Below are 14,166 nucleotides of genomic sequence, written 5' to 3'. Positions count from 1 at the left end.
CGTTTCATCCCCGCGCCGGCTCTTCCCCCGCTTGCGTGAACGAAGTGCCGCACGCGCGCGAAACGCCACGCTCGGCGGGTGGCGCGGGGCGCCGCGTCTCGCTATATCGCCGATGACGGGCCGATGCGAGCCCGTCGTGCACGAGACTGCCGAGGGGTGACGACAGCCATGACCACGTTCGACGAGCGCGAAGCAGCCTTCGAGAAGAAGTTCGCCCACGACGAGGAGCTGCGCTTCAAGTCGATGGCGCGCCGCAACCGCATGCTGGGCCTCTGGGCGGCCGAGCGGCTCGGCAAGTCCGCGGACGAGGCCGAGGACTATGCCCGCGCCGTGATCCGCGCGGATCTCGCCGAGCCGGGCGACGAGGACGTCTATCGCAAGGTCCGCGGCGATCTCCCGGCCTCGATCTCGGACGCCGACATCCGCGCCAAGATGACCGAGCTCCTCGCCGTGGCGGTGCGCGAGGTCGAGGGCGAGCGCAAGTGATCCGCGCCACGTCGCATTGATCCAACGCAAGGCGCGCCGTGACGCGGCGCGTCAGGCTCCCCTCGCGTTCGTCACGATCGCGACAGGGGGAGCCCGTCATGAAAGCGCTGATCTCGCGGCTCGAGGCCGCCGCCGCCCGCCCCGAGCTCATGGGCGAGATGATGGACCGGCTCGGCCTCGATCCGCAGGCGCTCGTCGAGGAGGGCCGCGTCCTCGATCTCGCGCTCGCCGCCCGCCGCTGCGCCGGCTGCACAGCCGAGGAACCCTGCAAGAGCTTCCTCGCTGCGACCGAACGCGCCGAGCACGCGCCCGGCTTCTGCGCCAACGCCCTGTTCTTCGAGACCGTCCGCGAGGGCTGAGCCCGCGCTCACGCCTCCTCCAGCGGGCGCCAGCGATGGAGCACGCGGCCGGTGCCGCGCTCCATCGTCCAGACATGCCCTTGCCGCTTCTGGTCGAGCGCGCGGTCGATCGGCACGCCGAGGCGATGGCACAGGCACAGCGTGCCGACGCCGCCATGCGCCACGATCGCGACGGCGCCTTCGGGCGCGCGCGCGAGCACGTCCGCCAGCGCCGAGACGATGCGCGCCTGCGCGTCGACCGCCCGCTCCCAGCCGCGCACGCTCTCCTCGGGTCGCGCGAAGAACGCGTCCGCGACGGCCTCGAACTCGGTGGGCGGCAGGAAGCCCGTCGCGCTGCGATCGTTCTCGCCGAGGGCGGCGTTCACGCCGACCGGCAGGCCGTGGCGCGCGGCGAGGATCCCCGCGGCCTCGATCGCCTTCGTCTCGGTCGAGGCCCAGACGGCGGCGAGCCCCGCGAGCGCCGGCCGCTCGGCGAAGGCCCGCATCCGCGCGATGCCCGTCGCCGAGAGATGCCAGCGCGGCACCGGGATCGCCGGGTCGACGACCACCTCCGGGTGGGAGACGAAGAAGACGTGGCTCGTCGCTGTCATCGGGGGATCCTCGGCGCCCGGGGGCGTGGACAGCCTACAGGCTGCGCTCCCGGAACCGAAGGGCCTTCGCGTCGGCCGAGGGCTTGATCCCGCGCGTGCGATGGGCCACCAGATCTCGTCACGGATGATGGAGGGGGCGATGAGCGGGGAGCGCGAGGAGCCGCGGGGCGAATTGACGGTGCGCACGATGGCGATGCCGGCGGACACGAACGCCAATGGCGACATCTTCGGCGGTTGGGTCTTGTCCCAGATGGACCAGGCGGGCGGCATCGCGGGCGTCGAGCGCGCGCGCGGGCGCGTCGTCACCATCTCGGTCGAGACCATGAAGTTCATCAGGCCCGTGCGCGTCGGCGACGTCTTGTGCGTCTACACGGAGATCGAGCAGATCGGCCGCACCTCGATGAAGATCCACATCGAGGCCTGGGCGCGCCGCTTCCAGACCGACCTGCGCGAGAAGGTGACGGACGCGACCTTCACCTTCGTCGCCATCGACGACGAGGGCCGCCCCCGGCCGATTCCGCGGTGAACAGGGCCGCGCCCGCACATCGTACACGCGCGCTTCCTCCTTCGCCTCGGGGCTGCGGAGTGCGCACATCGCGGGTCCTGCACGCCTTCGAGGCAGACAGGACGCTCCCTCTCCTTCCGCCGAGAGCTTGCGAATCTTTCCCCGCCCGTCATTCCGGGGCGCGAAGCGAGCCCGGAACCCAGATCCACGAGGTCGGTTCGAGCGCGCATGCGCGCTCGCCGCGCAACTTCAGACAATTCACACGTGGAAGGACGCAGCCTATAGGCTGCTCATCCGACGTCGGGAGTCTGGGTTCCGGGCTCGCTTCGCGCCCCGGAATGACGGCGTGGAGAAAACAGCGAAAGATTCTCAAACTCTGAGGGGAAGGAGAGGGGCTGCGCCCCTCGCGCTCGCGTCTTCGCAGGCGGGATCGGCGTGCGGGCACTCGCCAGGGGGCATTCGCGCGCTTAAGGTCGGGCGCATTCCCGACCACGAGAGCGAAAGTGCCGATGTCGATCCCTCAGAACTCCGCCGCCCATGCCTTCGCCCATCCGGACGCGACCGACCGCATGGTCGCCGACATCCGCGCCTGGGCGGCGATCGAGAGTCCGACGAGCGAGCCGGCGGCGGTGAACGCGATGATGGATCACCTCGTCGCAGGCCTCGCCGGCGAGCCGGTCGCCGTCGAGCGCATTCCCGGCCGCGACGGGCTCGGCGACAGCGTGATCCTGCGCGCGGGGCCGACGACGGACGACAAGCACGCCCTCGTGATGTCCCATCTCGACACCGTCCACCCGATCGGCACGCTCGCCGACCTGCCGGTGCGCGTCGAGGGCGATCGGCTCTACGGGCCCGGGATCTACGACATGAAGGGCGGGGCCTATCTCGCGCTCGCGGCCTTCCTGGAGGTCGCCCGCCGCGGCACGGCCTCGCGTCCGCTCGTCTTCCTGTTCACGCCCGACGAGGAGATCGGCTCGCCGACGACGCGCGGGCTCATCGAGCATCTCGGCCGCGCCGCCGCCGCCGTCCTCGTGACCGAGCCCGCCCGCGACGGCGGCAAGATCGTCACGGCGCGCAAGGGCGTCGGGCGCTTCGAGGTGCATGTCGAGGGCCGCCCCGCCCATTCCGGCTCGCGCCATCCCGACGGCCGCAACGCCATCCACGAGGCGGCGCGCCAGATCCTCGCGATCGAGGCGATGACCGATTACGGGCGCGGCGTCACGACGACGGTCGGGCTCGTCTCCGGCGGCACGGCCTTGAACACGATCCCGCAGCATTGCCGTTTCGGGGTGGATCTGCGCGTCGAGACGGCGGCGGACGGGGAGGAATTCGCGCGCGCGATTCTCGGCCTCGCGCCGCAGCGGCCCGATTTCCGGGTGACCGTCACCGGCGGCATGAACCGGCCGCCCTTCGAGCGCACGCCGGGCGTCGCCGCGCTCTACGAGCGGGCGCTCGCCTGCGCCGCCGAGATCGGTCTGCCTCTGTCGGAGACGACGCGGACCGGGGGCGGCTCGGACGGGAATTTCACGGCGGGCCTGGGCGTGCCGACCCTCGACGGGCTCGGCATCGACGGCGACGGGGCCCACACGCTCGCGGAATACGGGCTCGTCTCCTCGATCGGGCCGCGCGCGCAGCTGATGGCCCGCCTGCTCGAGACGGCCTGAGGGTCGTCTCGTCCTCAGTCGCGATCGCGAGGCGAGCGGCTGCGCGCGGCGAGTTCGAGCGTCTCCTCGCGCAGACGGTCCGGGGTGATCTCGGGGAGGAGCTTGCGCAGGAGCGCGTCGAAGCGGTCCTGCGCGCCCTCGCAGCCGAGGTCGCGGGCGGTGTCGACGAAGATCTCGGCCTGGATCTCCGCCCATTTGCGACGCGGCGAGGTCGGCGCGGTCATCGGAAGGCTCCCTGCTGCGCGTGGATCGGGGCGCGCCGCTCCGGCGTCGCCGTGCGGCCCGAGCGGCGCATCGCGGCGGCCCTGGAGGCGGCCCGGGCCGCCGCGCGCGGCGACGACGCGCCGTGGTCTCCCATCCCGTCGTCGTCCGCCAGCGCCGCCCGGATGCGCTGGGCGATCATCCAGCTCGTCCGGCTCGAGACGCCGAGGACCTTCTGCAGGCGGTTCACGCTGAGCGGCCGCTCGCAGGCATGGAGCAGGAACAGGGCCTGGAGCCACAGGTGCAGCGGCACGTGCGTGCTCTCGAGCCGCGTCCCGATCTTCACGTTGAAGGGCTTGCGGCAGGAATAGCATTTCAGCGTGCCGGGCCGCGGCATGCGCCCGCCCAGACGCCCGATCCGTTCCGACCCGCCGCAATGCGGACAGACGGGGCCTTCCGGCCAAACGAGGGCCTCGATGCGCCGATAGGCAGCGTCTTCCGAAAAGAACGCTTCGTCACGTGCCACGTCCATCGTCAGCTCCGTTCATCACAATCTTCGGAAATCGGCGAGCCTGGACAAGGCCCGCTGGGATGGATGCGCCCCCCGTAAACCTGCTAAATCTTGTTTGTCGTTCTACTCATACAAAACTGCGCCCCGCGATGCAATAAGTACAGTCCGGCATATCGATTAATCTATGCGAGATTCAGGTTGCATGTTGTGCTGAGAGCAGGTGAAGAGACTCTAAATAAAGGTTGTCACTGCTGGAATTCGGGTGATATTCGCTCTCACTTATGTTGTGTTCAATGGCGACCCTGCGGTGTCTTTGCGAGCAATCTTCGGAAGCGCGCAATTTGAAATTTTCAGATCTCGGCAAAGTCGTCGGGCGGCTCGCGCGGCTCGGATGCGCGCTTTTTTCGCAGGGCGAAAGCCGAAGGTCGCACAGGATTCGAAGGCGCTTGCGGAGGTGCGGCGGTCCCCGTTAAGTCGGCGGACATGAGCGCATCCTCTCCTCCGCCGATCGATCCCGCCACCCGTACGCTGACGCTCGATCCGCGCGACCCGTCGTTCTACGGCGATCCCTACGCGGCCTATGCCCGTATTCACGCGGTCGCGCCCGTCGCTTATTGGCGCGAATACGGGATCTGGTGCTTCTTCGCCCATGCGGACGTCGATCGCCTCCTGCGCGACCGCCGTCTCGGCCGCGAAATCCTGCACGTGGCGACCCGCGCCGAGCTCGGCCTGCCGGAGCCCGCCGCCCATACGCGCGATTTCGACGCGGTCGACGCCCATTCGATGCTGGAGCGCGAGCCGCCGGTGCACACGCGTCTGCGCACGCTCGTCAACCGCGCCTTCGTCTCCCGTCGCGTGGAGGGCTATCGCCCGCTCGTGGCGCGCATGGCGCACGAGCTGATCGACGCCTTGCCCTCAGGCGAGCCCTTCGATCTCCTCGAGGCCTTCGCGACGCCGATCCCCGTGCGCATCATCGCGCGCATGCTCGGCGTGCCCGAGGAGACGGCGCCGCGTCTCCTCGACTGGTCGCATCGGATGGTGGCGATGTACGCCTTCGGGCGCGATCGCGCGGTCGAGGAGGACGCGAATGCCGCCGCGCGCGATTTCGCCGCCTTCATCCGCGAGACCGTCGGCGCACGCCGCGCGGCGCCCGGCGACGATCTCCTCTCCGTGCTGATCGCGGCCGAGGAGCAGGGCGACAAGCTCTCCGAGGACGAGCTCGTCTCGACCGCCATCCTCCTCCTCAATGCCGGTCACGAGGCGACCGTGCACGCGATGGGCAACGCGATCGCCGCGATCCTCGCCCATACGAGCGCGCCCGCGGCGCTCTTCGCCGACGAGGCGGCGGCGGCGCGCACGGTCGAGGAGGCCCTGCGCTACCGCCCGCCTCTGCACATGTTCACGCGCTTCGTCCTGACCGATTGCGAGATCGCCGGCATCGGCTTCCGGAAGGGCGACCGGATCGGGCTCGTGCTGGGCGCCACCGGACACGACCCGCGCGCCAATCCCGATCCGCAGCGTTTCGATCCCGCCCGCGAAGCGCCGGCGCATACGGCCTTCGGCGCGGGCATCCATTTCTGCATCGGCGCGCCGCTCGCCCGCATCGAGATGGCGGCGGCGCTCTCCGTCCTCTTCGCCCGCTGCCCCGCCTTGCGCCTCGCCGAGCCGCCGCGCGTGCGCGACGCCTACCATTTCCACGGGCTCGAGCGGCTGATGGTCGTGCGATGAGGCGGTTTCCGATCGTCTCGCACCATCATTACGAGGCGAAGCTTCCCGAGCGCCATCGCTTCCCGATGGCGAAATACGGGGCGTTGCGGCGCGCCCTCGAGACGATGGGCCTCGTGCCGGACGGGTTCGTTCGGCCCGATCCCGCGCCGCTCGAGACGATCGCGCTCGCCCATGCGCGCGCCTATGTCGACGCGGTGGCGGCCTGCGCGGTGGAGCCGGCGATCGAGCGGCGCATCGGGCTTCCCGTCGACGAGGGCGTGACGCGCCGCGCGCGCGCCTCGGTCGGCGGCACGCTCCTCGCGGCCCGGCTCGCGCTCGAGCACGGGCTCTCCGGCTCGACCGCCGGCGGCAGCCATCACGCGCAGGTGGCCGGCGGGGCGGGGTTCTGCGTGTTCAACGACGTGGCGATCGCCGCCAAGGCGCTTCTCGCCGAGCGTGCGATCGCCCGCGCCCTCGTGGTCGATCTCGACGTCCACCAGGGCGACGGCACCGCCGATTGCCTCGCCGACGCGCCCGATCTCGTGACGCTCTCGGTCCATGCCGAGAAGAACTATCCCGTGCGCAAGATCCCGTCCGACCGCGACGTCGGCCTGCCCGACGCCATGGGCGACGCCGACTATCTCGCGACGATCGCCGAGCACGTGCCGGACATGCTCGACCGCGTGGCCCCGGACCTCGTGTTCTACAATGCCGGCGTCGATCCGCATGCGGACGATCGGCTCGGCCGCCTCGCGCTCTCCGACGAGGGCCTCTTCGCCCGGGACCGCTTCGTCGTCCGCGAGGCGCGACGGCGGGGAATCCCCCTCGTCGCCGTCATCGGCGGCGGCTACGGCGAGGACGCGGAGGCCATCGGCCGCCGCCACGCGCTCGTGTTCCGGGCGATGGCGGAGGCGGGGTGAGACGCGGCCCTCAGGCGGCGCGCACGAGGCTCTCGAACAAGCCGAGCCCGTCGGTGCCGCCGACGAGGGCGTCGACGAGGTTCTCCGGGTGCGGCATCATGCCGAGCACGCGCAGCCGCTCGTCGTAGATGCCGGCGATGGCGTTCAGCGAGCCGTTGCAATTCGATTCGGGCGTGATCGCGCCCGCGGCGTCGCAATAGCGGAAGGCGACGCGACCGTCGCCCTCGAGGCGGGCGAGCGTGTCGGGATCGGTGACGTAATTGCCCTCGCCATGGGCGGAGGCGACGTGGATCACGGCGCCCTTGCGATAGGCGGCCGTGAAGGCGGTGTCGGCGCGCTCGACGCGCAGATGCTGCCGGCGGCAGACGAAGCGGCGCTCGGCGTTGCGCATCAGGACGCCGGGCAGGAGGCCCGCTTCGCACAGGATCTGGAAGCCGTTGCAGATGCCGAGCACGAGCCCGCCGCGGGCCGCATGCGCCCGCACCGCGTCCATCGCCGGCGAGCGGGCGGCGATCGCCCCGCAGCGCAGATAATCGCCGTAGGAGAAGCCGCCGGGCAGGACCGCGAGGTCGATGCCCGCGGGCAGGGCGGTCTCGGCGTGCCAGACGCGCACCACGTCCGCGCCCGCCTTGGCGAGGGCGCGCTCGACGTCGCGGTCGCGGTTCGAGCCGGGGAAGACGACGATCGCGGCGCGCATCAGGCGATCTCGATCCGGTAATTTTCGATGACGGTGTTGGCGAGGAGGCGCTGGCAGGCCTCCTCCAGCGCCGAGCGGGCGGCGTCCTCGTCGGTGCCGGAGAGCTCGACGTCGAACACCTTGCCCTGGCGCACGCCGTCGACGCCGTCGATGCCGAGCGCGCGCAACGCGCCCTCGATGGCCTTGCCCTGCGGATCGAGGACGCCGTTCTTCAGGGTGACGATGACACGGGCCTTCATGGGCGATGGTCCTCCGGACGCTTCGGGCGCTCGGGCGCGCGCCGCACCTGTACCCGCGACGGGCGCGCGACACAACAGGCTCGGCACGCGCTCGCGCCCGCTTCCCCGAATTGATGGGGCAGGCGCCGGCGCGCGCCTGTTTCGCGCTGCGGCGATCCGTGCTAACGCGCCCGCAAATTCCGGCACCAGAGGACGAGAGCCGACATGCCGACCAGAACCGAGCGCGTCGAGCGCGCCCTCCTCTCCGTCTCCGACAAGACGGGCCTCGTCGATTTCGCGCGGGCGCTCGTCGAACGGGGCGTCGAGCTCGTCTCGACCGGGGGCACGCACCGTGCGCTCGCCGAGGCCGGTCTGCCGGTGCGCGAGGTCTCCGATCTCACGGGCTTTCCCGAGATGATGGACGGGCGCGTCAAGACGCTGCACCCCAAGGTGCATGGCGGCCTCCTCGCGATCCGCGCCAATCCCGAGCACCAGGCGGCGATGCTCGCCCACGGCATCCCGCAGATCGACCTCCTCGTCGTCAATCTCTATCCCTTCGAGGCGACGCTCGCGGCGGGCGGCGATCGCGAGGCGCTCGTCGAGAACATCGACATCGGCGGCCCGGCGATGATCCGCGCAGCCGCCAAGAACCACGACGCGGTCGCCGTCGTCGTCGATCCGGCCGATTACGACGCGGTGCTGGCCGATCTCGCGGCGCATGACGGCGCGACGACGCTCACGCTGCGCCGCCGCCTCGCCCAGAAGGCCTATGCCCGCACCGCCGCCTACGACGCGACGATCTCGAATTGGCTCGCCGAGGATATCGGCGAGAGCGCGCCCGACTATCGCGCCATCGGCGGCACCCGCGGCGAGCCCCTGCGCTACGGCGAGAACCCGCACCAGCAGGGCGCCTTCTACCGCACGGCGGAGGCGCGGCCGGGCGTCGCCACCGCCCGTCAGGTCCAGGGCAAGCAGCTCTCCTACAACAACATCGCCGACACCGACGCGGCCTACGAATGCGTGGCCGAATTCGCCCCGGAGGTCGCGCCCGCCGTCGTCGTCGTCAAGCACGCCAATCCCTGCGGCGTCGCGATGGGCGCCACCCTGCGCGAGGCCTACGAGCGCGCGCTCGCCTGCGATCCGGTCTCGGCCTTCGGCGGCATCGTCGCGCTCAACCGCACGCTCGACGCGGAGGCGGCGGCCAAGATCGTCGAGATCTTCACCGAGGTGATCATCGCGCCCGACGCGACCCCGGACGCGATCGCACTCGTCGCCGCCAAGAAGAACCTGCGCCTCCTGCTCGCGGGCGCGCTGCCCGATCCGCGCGCGCCGGGGCTCACGTTGCGGACGGTCGCCGGCGGTTTCCTCGCCCAGGCGCGCGACGCGGCCACCGTCGACGACATGGAGCTGCGCGTCGTCACGAAGCGCGAGCCGGATGCGCGCGAGCTCGCCGATCTGCGCTTCGCCTATCGCGTCGCCAAGCACGTGAAGTCGAACGCCATCGTCTATGCCCGCGACGGGGCGACGGTGGGGATCGGCGCGGGCCAGATGAGCCGGGTCGATTCGTCGCGCATCGCCGCCTGGAAGGCGGAGGAGGCGGCGCGCGCCCAGTCGCTCCCGCAGAGCCTCGCCCGCGGCTCCGTCGTCGCGTCCGACGCCTTCTTCCCCTTCCCCGACGGCCTGCTGGCGGCCGCGCAGGCCGGCGCCACCGCCGTGATCCAGCCCGGCGGCTCGATGCGCGATTCCGACGTGATCGCCGCCGCCGACGAGGCCGGGCTCGCGATGGTGTTCACGGGGCACCGGCATTTCCGGCATTGAGGGGGTGGGGCGCTCGCCAGCCCCCCTGACACGATGGCACGGCGCATGCCTGTTGGCAGCGCCGCGCGGTTCGCTATCCTGACGGAAGGCGGCCCGGCGCGTGCGGGTCGATGCGTTGCGAGAGGGATGGCGAGCATGAGCCGAGGGATCCGGTTCCGGTCGGGCGGTCGCGTGGTCGAGGTGGCGGACGCGCATCCGCGCGCGACGCTGCTCGATTGGCTGCGCCTCGAGGCCCGCCGCACCGGCACCAAGGAGGGCTGCGGGGAGGGCGATTGCGGGGCCTGTACGGTCGCGCTCGGGCGCCTGCGCGACGGGCGGATCGTCTACGAGCCGGTCAATGCCTGCATCCTGCTGCTCGGCCAATGCGACGGGGCGGAAATCGTCACGGTGGAGGATCTGGCGGAAGGCGGCGCGCTCCACCCGGTCCAGGAGGCGATGGTCGCCCATCACGGCTCGCAATGCGGCTTCTGCACGCCTGGCATCGTGATGAGCCTGTTCACGCTCCACGAGGACGAGGCGCGCGATCCCGCCGCCCCCGTCGCCCGCCGGACGATCGACGATGCGCTCGCGGGAAATCTCTGCCGCTGCACCGGCTATCGCCCGATCGTCGACGCCGCCCGCGACGCGCTCGCGCAGCCCCACGACCCGCGGGTGCGCGCGCGCCGCGAGGCGGCCGCGCGCGATCTCGCCGCGCTCGCCGATGACGATGCCGACCTCTTCGTCGGCGACGAGATCCGCTTCTTCGCCGCGCCTGCGAGCGCGCAAAGCCTGTCGGCGCTCTATGCCGCCCATCCGGACGCGACGCTGCTCGCCGGCGCCACCGATGTGGGCCTCTGGATCACGAAGAACCTCGCCGAGATCGAGAAGGTGATCTGGCTCGGCCGGGTCGCGGGGCTCGACGCGATCGAGGAGACGCCCGATCGGCTCGTCCTCGGCGCGATGGTCAGCCATTGCCGCGCGCAGGATCGCCTCGGCGCGATCGATCCCGATCTCGGCGAAGTGATGCGCCGCTTCGGCTCGGCGCAGGTGCGCGCGTCGGGCACGGTCGGCGGCAACATCGCCAACGGCTCGCCGATCGGCGACCTGCCGCCCGCGCTCATCGCGCTCGGCGCGACGCTCGTGCTCGAGAGCGCGGAAGGCCAGCGCCGATTGCCGCTTGAAGACTTCTTCCTCGCCTATCGCTCGCAAGATCGCCGCCCCGGCGAATGGGTGCGCGCGGTCGCGGTGGAGAAGCTCGGCGCCGCCGACGCCTTCCGCGCGCTGAAGGTCACGAAGCGCTTCGACGAGGACATCTCCGCCGTGATGGGCGCCTTCCGGTTCGCGCTCGACGGGCGCCGCATCGCCTCGGCGCGGATCGCTTATGGCGGCATGGCGGGGACGCCCAAGCGCGCGCCGGCGGCCGAGGCGGCGCTCGTCGGCATCGATCTCGACGATCCGAGCGCCTTCGCGCCCGCGCTCGACGCGCTCGCCTCCGATTATACGCCGATGAGCGACCATCGCGCCTCCGCCGCCTATCGCGCGCTCGTCGCCCGCAACATCCTCCTCAAGGCGCTGACCGAGATCGCCGGGGCGGACGACACGCGCATCATCGCGCGCGACCCCGCCGCCGCCTGAGACCCGAGTGCCCCCCATGAACCTGCACCAGACCCCCGATCAGGCCCGCGACGAGAGCGAGAGCCTGCGCCACGTCAGGAAGCCGCTCCCCCACGATTCGGCGCGCCGCCACGTCCAGGGCGCGGCCGATTACATCGACGATCTGCGCGAGCCGCAGGGCACGCTCCACATCGCGATCGGCACCTCGCCCAAGGCGCGCGGCCGGCTCGTGCGGCTCGACCTCGCGGCCGTGCGCGCCCATCCGGGCGTCGTCGCGGTTCTCACCGCCGCCGACATCCCGGGCGCGAACGACGTCTCGCCCGCGATGGGCGACGATCCGATGTTCGCGAACGAGCGGATCGGCTTCCACGGCCAGGCGCTCTTCGCCGTCGTCGCGCAGGATCGCGACGCGGCGCGCCGGGCCGCCCGCAAGGCGATCGTCGAGATCGAGGCGGAGGCGCCGAGCGTCACGGTGGAGGACGCGCTCGCACGGGCCGAGACGGTGCTCCCCGATTACGGTTTCGGCCGCGGCGACGTCGCGGCCGCGATCGCGGGCGCCGCGCAACGGCTCTCGGGGAGCATCCGCATCGGCGGGCAGGAGCATTTCTATCTCGAGAGCCAGGCGGCGCTCGCGATCCCCGGCGAGGAGGGCGACATCCACGTCTTCTCCTCGACGCAGCACCCGACCGAGGTCCAGCACGTGATCGCGCGCGTGCTAGGCATTCCCGACGCCTTCGTCACCTGCGAGGTGCGGCGCATGGGCGGCGGCTTCGGCGGCAAGGAGAGCCAGGCGACGCAATGGGCGGCGATCGCGGCGCTCGGCGCCCATGTCACCGGGCGTCCGTGCAAGATCCGGCTCGACCGCGACGACGATTTCGTGCTCACCGGCAAGCGCCACGATTTCCGCTGCGACTGGGAGGCGGGCTTCGACGCGGAGGGAATCGTGGAGGGCTTCCACGTCGTCCACAATGCGCGCTGCGGCTATTCGGCGGACCTGTCGCAGGGCGTCGTCGACCGCACGATGTTCCATTCCGACAATTCCTACTTCCTCCCCGCGGTGCGGATCGACACCAAGCGGCTCCTCACCAACACCGTCTCGAACACCGCCTTTCGCGGCTTCGGCGGCCCGCAGGGCATGCTGATGATCGAGCACGTGATGGACCGGATCGCCTGGGCGACCGGCCGCGACCCGCTCGATATCCGCTACGCCAATCTCTACCGCCCCGGCCGCGACCTCACGCCCTACGGCCAGAGCGTCGAGGAGACGGACACGCTGCGCGCCTTGATCGAGACGCTCGAGCGCACGAGCGAATATCGCACGCGACGCGAAGAGATAGCCGGCTACAATGCGGCCTCGCGCTTCCTCAAGAAGGGCATCGCGCTGACTCCGGTCAAATTCGGCATCTCCTTCACCCTGATGCATCTCAACCAGGCGGGCGCTCTCGTCCACGTCTATCAGGACGGCTCGGTCCACCTGAACCACGGCGGCACCGAGATGGGCCAGGGTCTGTACATGAAGATCGCCCAGGTCGTCGCGGAGGAGTTCGGCATCGACATCGCGCGCGTGCGCATCACCGCGACGACGACCGCGAAGGTGCCGAACACCGCCCCGACCGCCGCCTCGTCCGGCACCGATCTCAACGGCATGGCGGCGAAGATCGCGGCGGGGAACATCAAGGCGCGGATGCGCGCACGCGCCGCCGAGCGCTTCGGCGTGGCGGAAGAGGAGATCGACTTCCGCGACGATCGCGTCTTCGTCGGCAACGAGAGCCTCTCCTTCGCCGAGCTGGCGAAGGATTGCGTGCTCAACCGCATCCAGCTCTCGGAGGCGGGCTTCTACAAGACGCCGGTGATCTCCTGGAACCGCGCCGAGGCCAAAGGCCGGCCGTTCCTCTATTTCGCCTTCGGCGCCGCCTGTTCGGAGGTGATCGTCGACACGCTCACCGGCGAGTACCGGGTGACGCGCGTCGACATCCTCCACGACGTCGGCAAGTCGCTCAATCCGGCGATCGACATCGGCCAGATCGAGGGCGGTTTCGTGCAGGGGATGGGCTGGCTCACCACCGAGGAGCTCGTCTTCGACGCGGAAGGGCGGCTGCGCACGCACGCGCCCTCGACCTACAAGATCCCGGTCTCCTCCGACGTGCCGGAGGATTTTCGCGTGGCGCTCTTCCCCAACGCCAACCGGATGGAGACCATTTATCGCTCGAAGGCGGTGGGCGAGCCGCCGATCATGCTCGCCAATTCGGTCTTCTGCGCCATCGCCGACGCGATCCATGCGCTCGCGCCCGGCGAGCCGGTGCCGCTCGACGCCCCCGCGACGCCGGAAGCGGTGCTGCGCGCCTGCGAGCGGCTGCGCGGCACCCCGCTCGCCTGACGGGAGGAGGCTCTTTGCGCGCGTTCGAGCGAGTGGCGGAGATGGTGCGCGCCCACGGCGCGGCCGCCCTCGTGCGCGTGATCGCGGTCCGTGGCTCGGCCCCGCGCGAGGCGGGGGCGTGGATGGCGGTTCGCGCCGATGGCGCCTTCCACGGCACGATCGGCGGCGGCGAGCTCGAATGGCGGGCGCTGGCGCTCGCCCGAGAGGCGCTGGCGCGCGGACGCGGCCCGATGCGGCGCATCGACCAGTCGCTCGGGCCCGATCTCGGCCAATGCTGCGGCGGGCGCGTGATCCTGCATGTCGAGACGTTCGATGCGCGGGATCTGCCTGAGCTCGACGAGCTCGCGCGGGCCGAGGGGGAGATCCTTTGCCAACTCGACGAGGCGGGGCGGGTCGTGCGCACATCCCTCCCCGCCACATCCCTCCCCGTAGGGGAGGGTGGACTTGCGAGCGAAGCGAGAAAGGCCGAGTGGGGCCCGGGTGGAGAGTCTACTTCGAGCGTCGGGCCCCACCCGACCCC

At 71.1% G+C, this 14,166-nt stretch carries 15 protein-coding genes; 10 read left to right on the top strand and 5 right to left on the bottom strand.

Annotated elements, in window-relative coordinates; genetic code table 11:
• The first annotated feature begins 168 nt into the window (after positions 1-168).
• Complete coding sequence (locus tag ACK4UM_RS04130; protein ID WP_409796041.1) at positions 169-486, top strand: DUF1476 domain-containing protein; 318 nt, start codon at positions 169-171, stop codon at positions 484-486.
• 98 nt (positions 487-584) lie between these two features.
• Positions 585-845: a DUF6455 family protein gene (locus ACK4UM_RS04125; protein ID WP_409796038.1), complete on the top strand. Its 261-nt coding sequence runs from the start codon at positions 585-587 to the stop codon at positions 843-845.
• Between the two features lie 8 nt (positions 846-853).
• Here the strand turns inward: ACK4UM_RS04125 and ACK4UM_RS04120 are convergent, their stop codons facing one another.
• A complete protein-coding gene (locus ACK4UM_RS04120) occupies positions 854-1,435 on the bottom strand; it encodes a histidine phosphatase family protein (RefSeq protein WP_409796035.1) in 582 nt (193 codons plus the stop codon).
• A 139-nt stretch (positions 1,436-1,574) separates the two neighbouring features.
• Here ACK4UM_RS04120 and ACK4UM_RS04115 point away from each other — a divergent pair, with 139 nt between their 5' ends.
• Entirely contained in the window at positions 1,575-1,961 is a 387-nt protein-coding gene (locus ACK4UM_RS04115) for an acyl-CoA thioesterase (protein ID WP_409796033.1), read from the top strand.
• Positions 1,962-2,449: 488 nt separating this feature from the next.
• Positions 2,450-3,604, top strand: a complete 1,155-nt coding sequence (locus tag ACK4UM_RS04110; protein ID WP_409796030.1) for a M20 family metallopeptidase — start codon at positions 2,450-2,452, stop codon at positions 3,602-3,604.
• Between the two features lie 14 nt (positions 3,605-3,618).
• Here the strand turns inward: ACK4UM_RS04110 and ACK4UM_RS04105 are convergent, their stop codons facing one another.
• Both ACK4UM_RS04105 and ACK4UM_RS04100 read right to left on the bottom strand, forming a co-directional pair.
• Positions 3,619-3,828 carry a hypothetical protein gene (locus ACK4UM_RS04105; RefSeq protein WP_409796028.1) on the bottom strand — a complete coding sequence of 70 codons (210 nt, stop codon included), beginning with the start codon at positions 3,826-3,828 and terminating at the stop codon, positions 3,619-3,621.
• Entirely contained in the window at positions 3,825-4,337 is a 513-nt protein-coding gene (locus ACK4UM_RS04100) for a transposase (RefSeq protein WP_409796025.1), read from the bottom strand. Before ACK4UM_RS04100 ends, ACK4UM_RS04105 begins: the two co-directional genes overlap by 4 nt.
• A gap of 462 nt (positions 4,338-4,799) precedes the next feature.
• On the opposite strand from ACK4UM_RS04100, the gene ACK4UM_RS04095 reads away from it, so the two are divergent.
• The gene (locus ACK4UM_RS04095; protein WP_409796022.1) at positions 4,800-6,044 is read left to right on the top strand and encodes a cytochrome P450; all 1,245 of its coding nucleotides are present in this window, start codon (positions 4,800-4,802) and stop codon (positions 6,042-6,044) included.
• A complete protein-coding gene (locus ACK4UM_RS04090) occupies positions 6,041-6,943 on the top strand; it encodes a histone deacetylase (protein ID WP_409796019.1) in 903 nt (300 codons plus the stop codon). Before ACK4UM_RS04095 ends, ACK4UM_RS04090 begins: the two co-directional genes overlap by 4 nt.
• 10 nt (positions 6,944-6,953) lie before the next feature.
• Here the strand turns inward: ACK4UM_RS04090 and purQ are convergent, their stop codons facing one another.
• Both purQ and purS read right to left on the bottom strand, forming a co-directional pair.
• Complete coding sequence (gene purQ, locus ACK4UM_RS04085) at positions 6,954-7,640, bottom strand: phosphoribosylformylglycinamidine synthase subunit PurQ (protein WP_409796016.1); 687 nt, start codon at positions 7,638-7,640, stop codon at positions 6,954-6,956.
• Positions 7,640-7,879, bottom strand: a complete 240-nt coding sequence (purS, locus tag ACK4UM_RS04080) for a phosphoribosylformylglycinamidine synthase subunit PurS (RefSeq protein WP_409796013.1) — start codon at positions 7,877-7,879, stop codon at positions 7,640-7,642. Before purS ends, purQ begins: the two co-directional genes overlap by 1 nt.
• A 204-nt stretch (positions 7,880-8,083) precedes the next feature.
• Here purS and purH point away from each other — a divergent pair, with 204 nt between their 5' ends.
• The 4 genes from purH to ACK4UM_RS04060 form a co-directional block, all read left to right on the top strand.
• Positions 8,084-9,676, top strand: coding sequence for a bifunctional phosphoribosylaminoimidazolecarboxamide formyltransferase/IMP cyclohydrolase (purH, locus tag ACK4UM_RS04075; protein WP_409796010.1), 1,593 nt, complete (start codon positions 8,084-8,086; stop codon positions 9,674-9,676).
• Between the two features lie 126 nt (positions 9,677-9,802).
• Complete coding sequence (gene xdhA, locus ACK4UM_RS04070; protein ID WP_409796007.1) at positions 9,803-11,290, top strand: xanthine dehydrogenase small subunit; 1,488 nt, start codon at positions 9,803-9,805, stop codon at positions 11,288-11,290.
• Between the two features lie 16 nt (positions 11,291-11,306).
• Complete coding sequence (gene xdhB, locus ACK4UM_RS04065) at positions 11,307-13,646, top strand: xanthine dehydrogenase molybdopterin binding subunit (protein WP_409796004.1); 2,340 nt, start codon at positions 11,307-11,309, stop codon at positions 13,644-13,646.
• Positions 13,647-13,660: 14 nt separating this feature from the next.
• A partial coding sequence (locus tag ACK4UM_RS04060; RefSeq protein WP_409796001.1) for an XdhC family protein occupies positions 13,661-14,166 on the top strand: 506 nt, incomplete at its 3' end.

The organism is Salinarimonas sp., assembly GCF_046292825.1.
Taxonomy (GTDB): domain Bacteria; phylum Pseudomonadota; class Alphaproteobacteria; order Rhizobiales; family Beijerinckiaceae; genus Salinarimonas.
The sequence above is the reverse complement of the archived record's forward strand: the minus strand, read 5'-3'. Positions and strand labels throughout refer to the sequence as shown.

Excerpts from the sequence above, each read along its gene's own strand:
- ACK4UM_RS04130 (WP_409796041.1), top strand. The coding sequence starts at position 169 with ATGACCACGTTCGACGAGCGCGAAGCAGCCTTCGAGAAGAAGTTCGCC.
- ACK4UM_RS04125 (WP_409796038.1), top strand. The coding sequence starts at position 585 with ATGAAAGCGCTGATCTCGCGGCTCGAGGCCGCCGCCGCCCGCCCCGAG.
- ACK4UM_RS04120 (WP_409796035.1), bottom strand. The coding sequence starts at position 1,435 with ATGACAGCGACGAGCCACGTCTTCTTCGTCTCCCACCCGGAGGTGGTC.
- ACK4UM_RS04115 (WP_409796033.1), top strand. The coding sequence starts at position 1,575 with ATGAGCGGGGAGCGCGAGGAGCCGCGGGGCGAATTGACGGTGCGCACG.
- ACK4UM_RS04110 (WP_409796030.1), top strand. The coding sequence starts at position 2,450 with ATGTCGATCCCTCAGAACTCCGCCGCCCATGCCTTCGCCCATCCGGAC.
- ACK4UM_RS04105 (WP_409796028.1), bottom strand. The coding sequence starts at position 3,828 with ATGACCGCGCCGACCTCGCCGCGTCGCAAATGGGCGGAGATCCAGGCC.
- ACK4UM_RS04100 (WP_409796025.1), bottom strand. The coding sequence starts at position 4,337 with ATGGACGTGGCACGTGACGAAGCGTTCTTTTCGGAAGACGCTGCCTAT.
- ACK4UM_RS04095 (WP_409796022.1), top strand. The coding sequence starts at position 4,800 with ATGAGCGCATCCTCTCCTCCGCCGATCGATCCCGCCACCCGTACGCTG.
- ACK4UM_RS04090 (WP_409796019.1), top strand. The coding sequence starts at position 6,041 with ATGAGGCGGTTTCCGATCGTCTCGCACCATCATTACGAGGCGAAGCTT.
- purQ (WP_409796016.1), bottom strand. The coding sequence starts at position 7,640 with ATGCGCGCCGCGATCGTCGTCTTCCCCGGCTCGAACCGCGACCGCGAC.
- purS (WP_409796013.1), bottom strand. The coding sequence starts at position 7,879 with ATGAAGGCCCGTGTCATCGTCACCCTGAAGAACGGCGTCCTCGATCCG.
- purH (WP_409796010.1), top strand. The coding sequence starts at position 8,084 with ATGCCGACCAGAACCGAGCGCGTCGAGCGCGCCCTCCTCTCCGTCTCC.
- xdhA (WP_409796007.1), top strand. The coding sequence starts at position 9,803 with ATGGCGAGCATGAGCCGAGGGATCCGGTTCCGGTCGGGCGGTCGCGTG.
- xdhB (WP_409796004.1), top strand. The coding sequence starts at position 11,307 with ATGAACCTGCACCAGACCCCCGATCAGGCCCGCGACGAGAGCGAGAGC.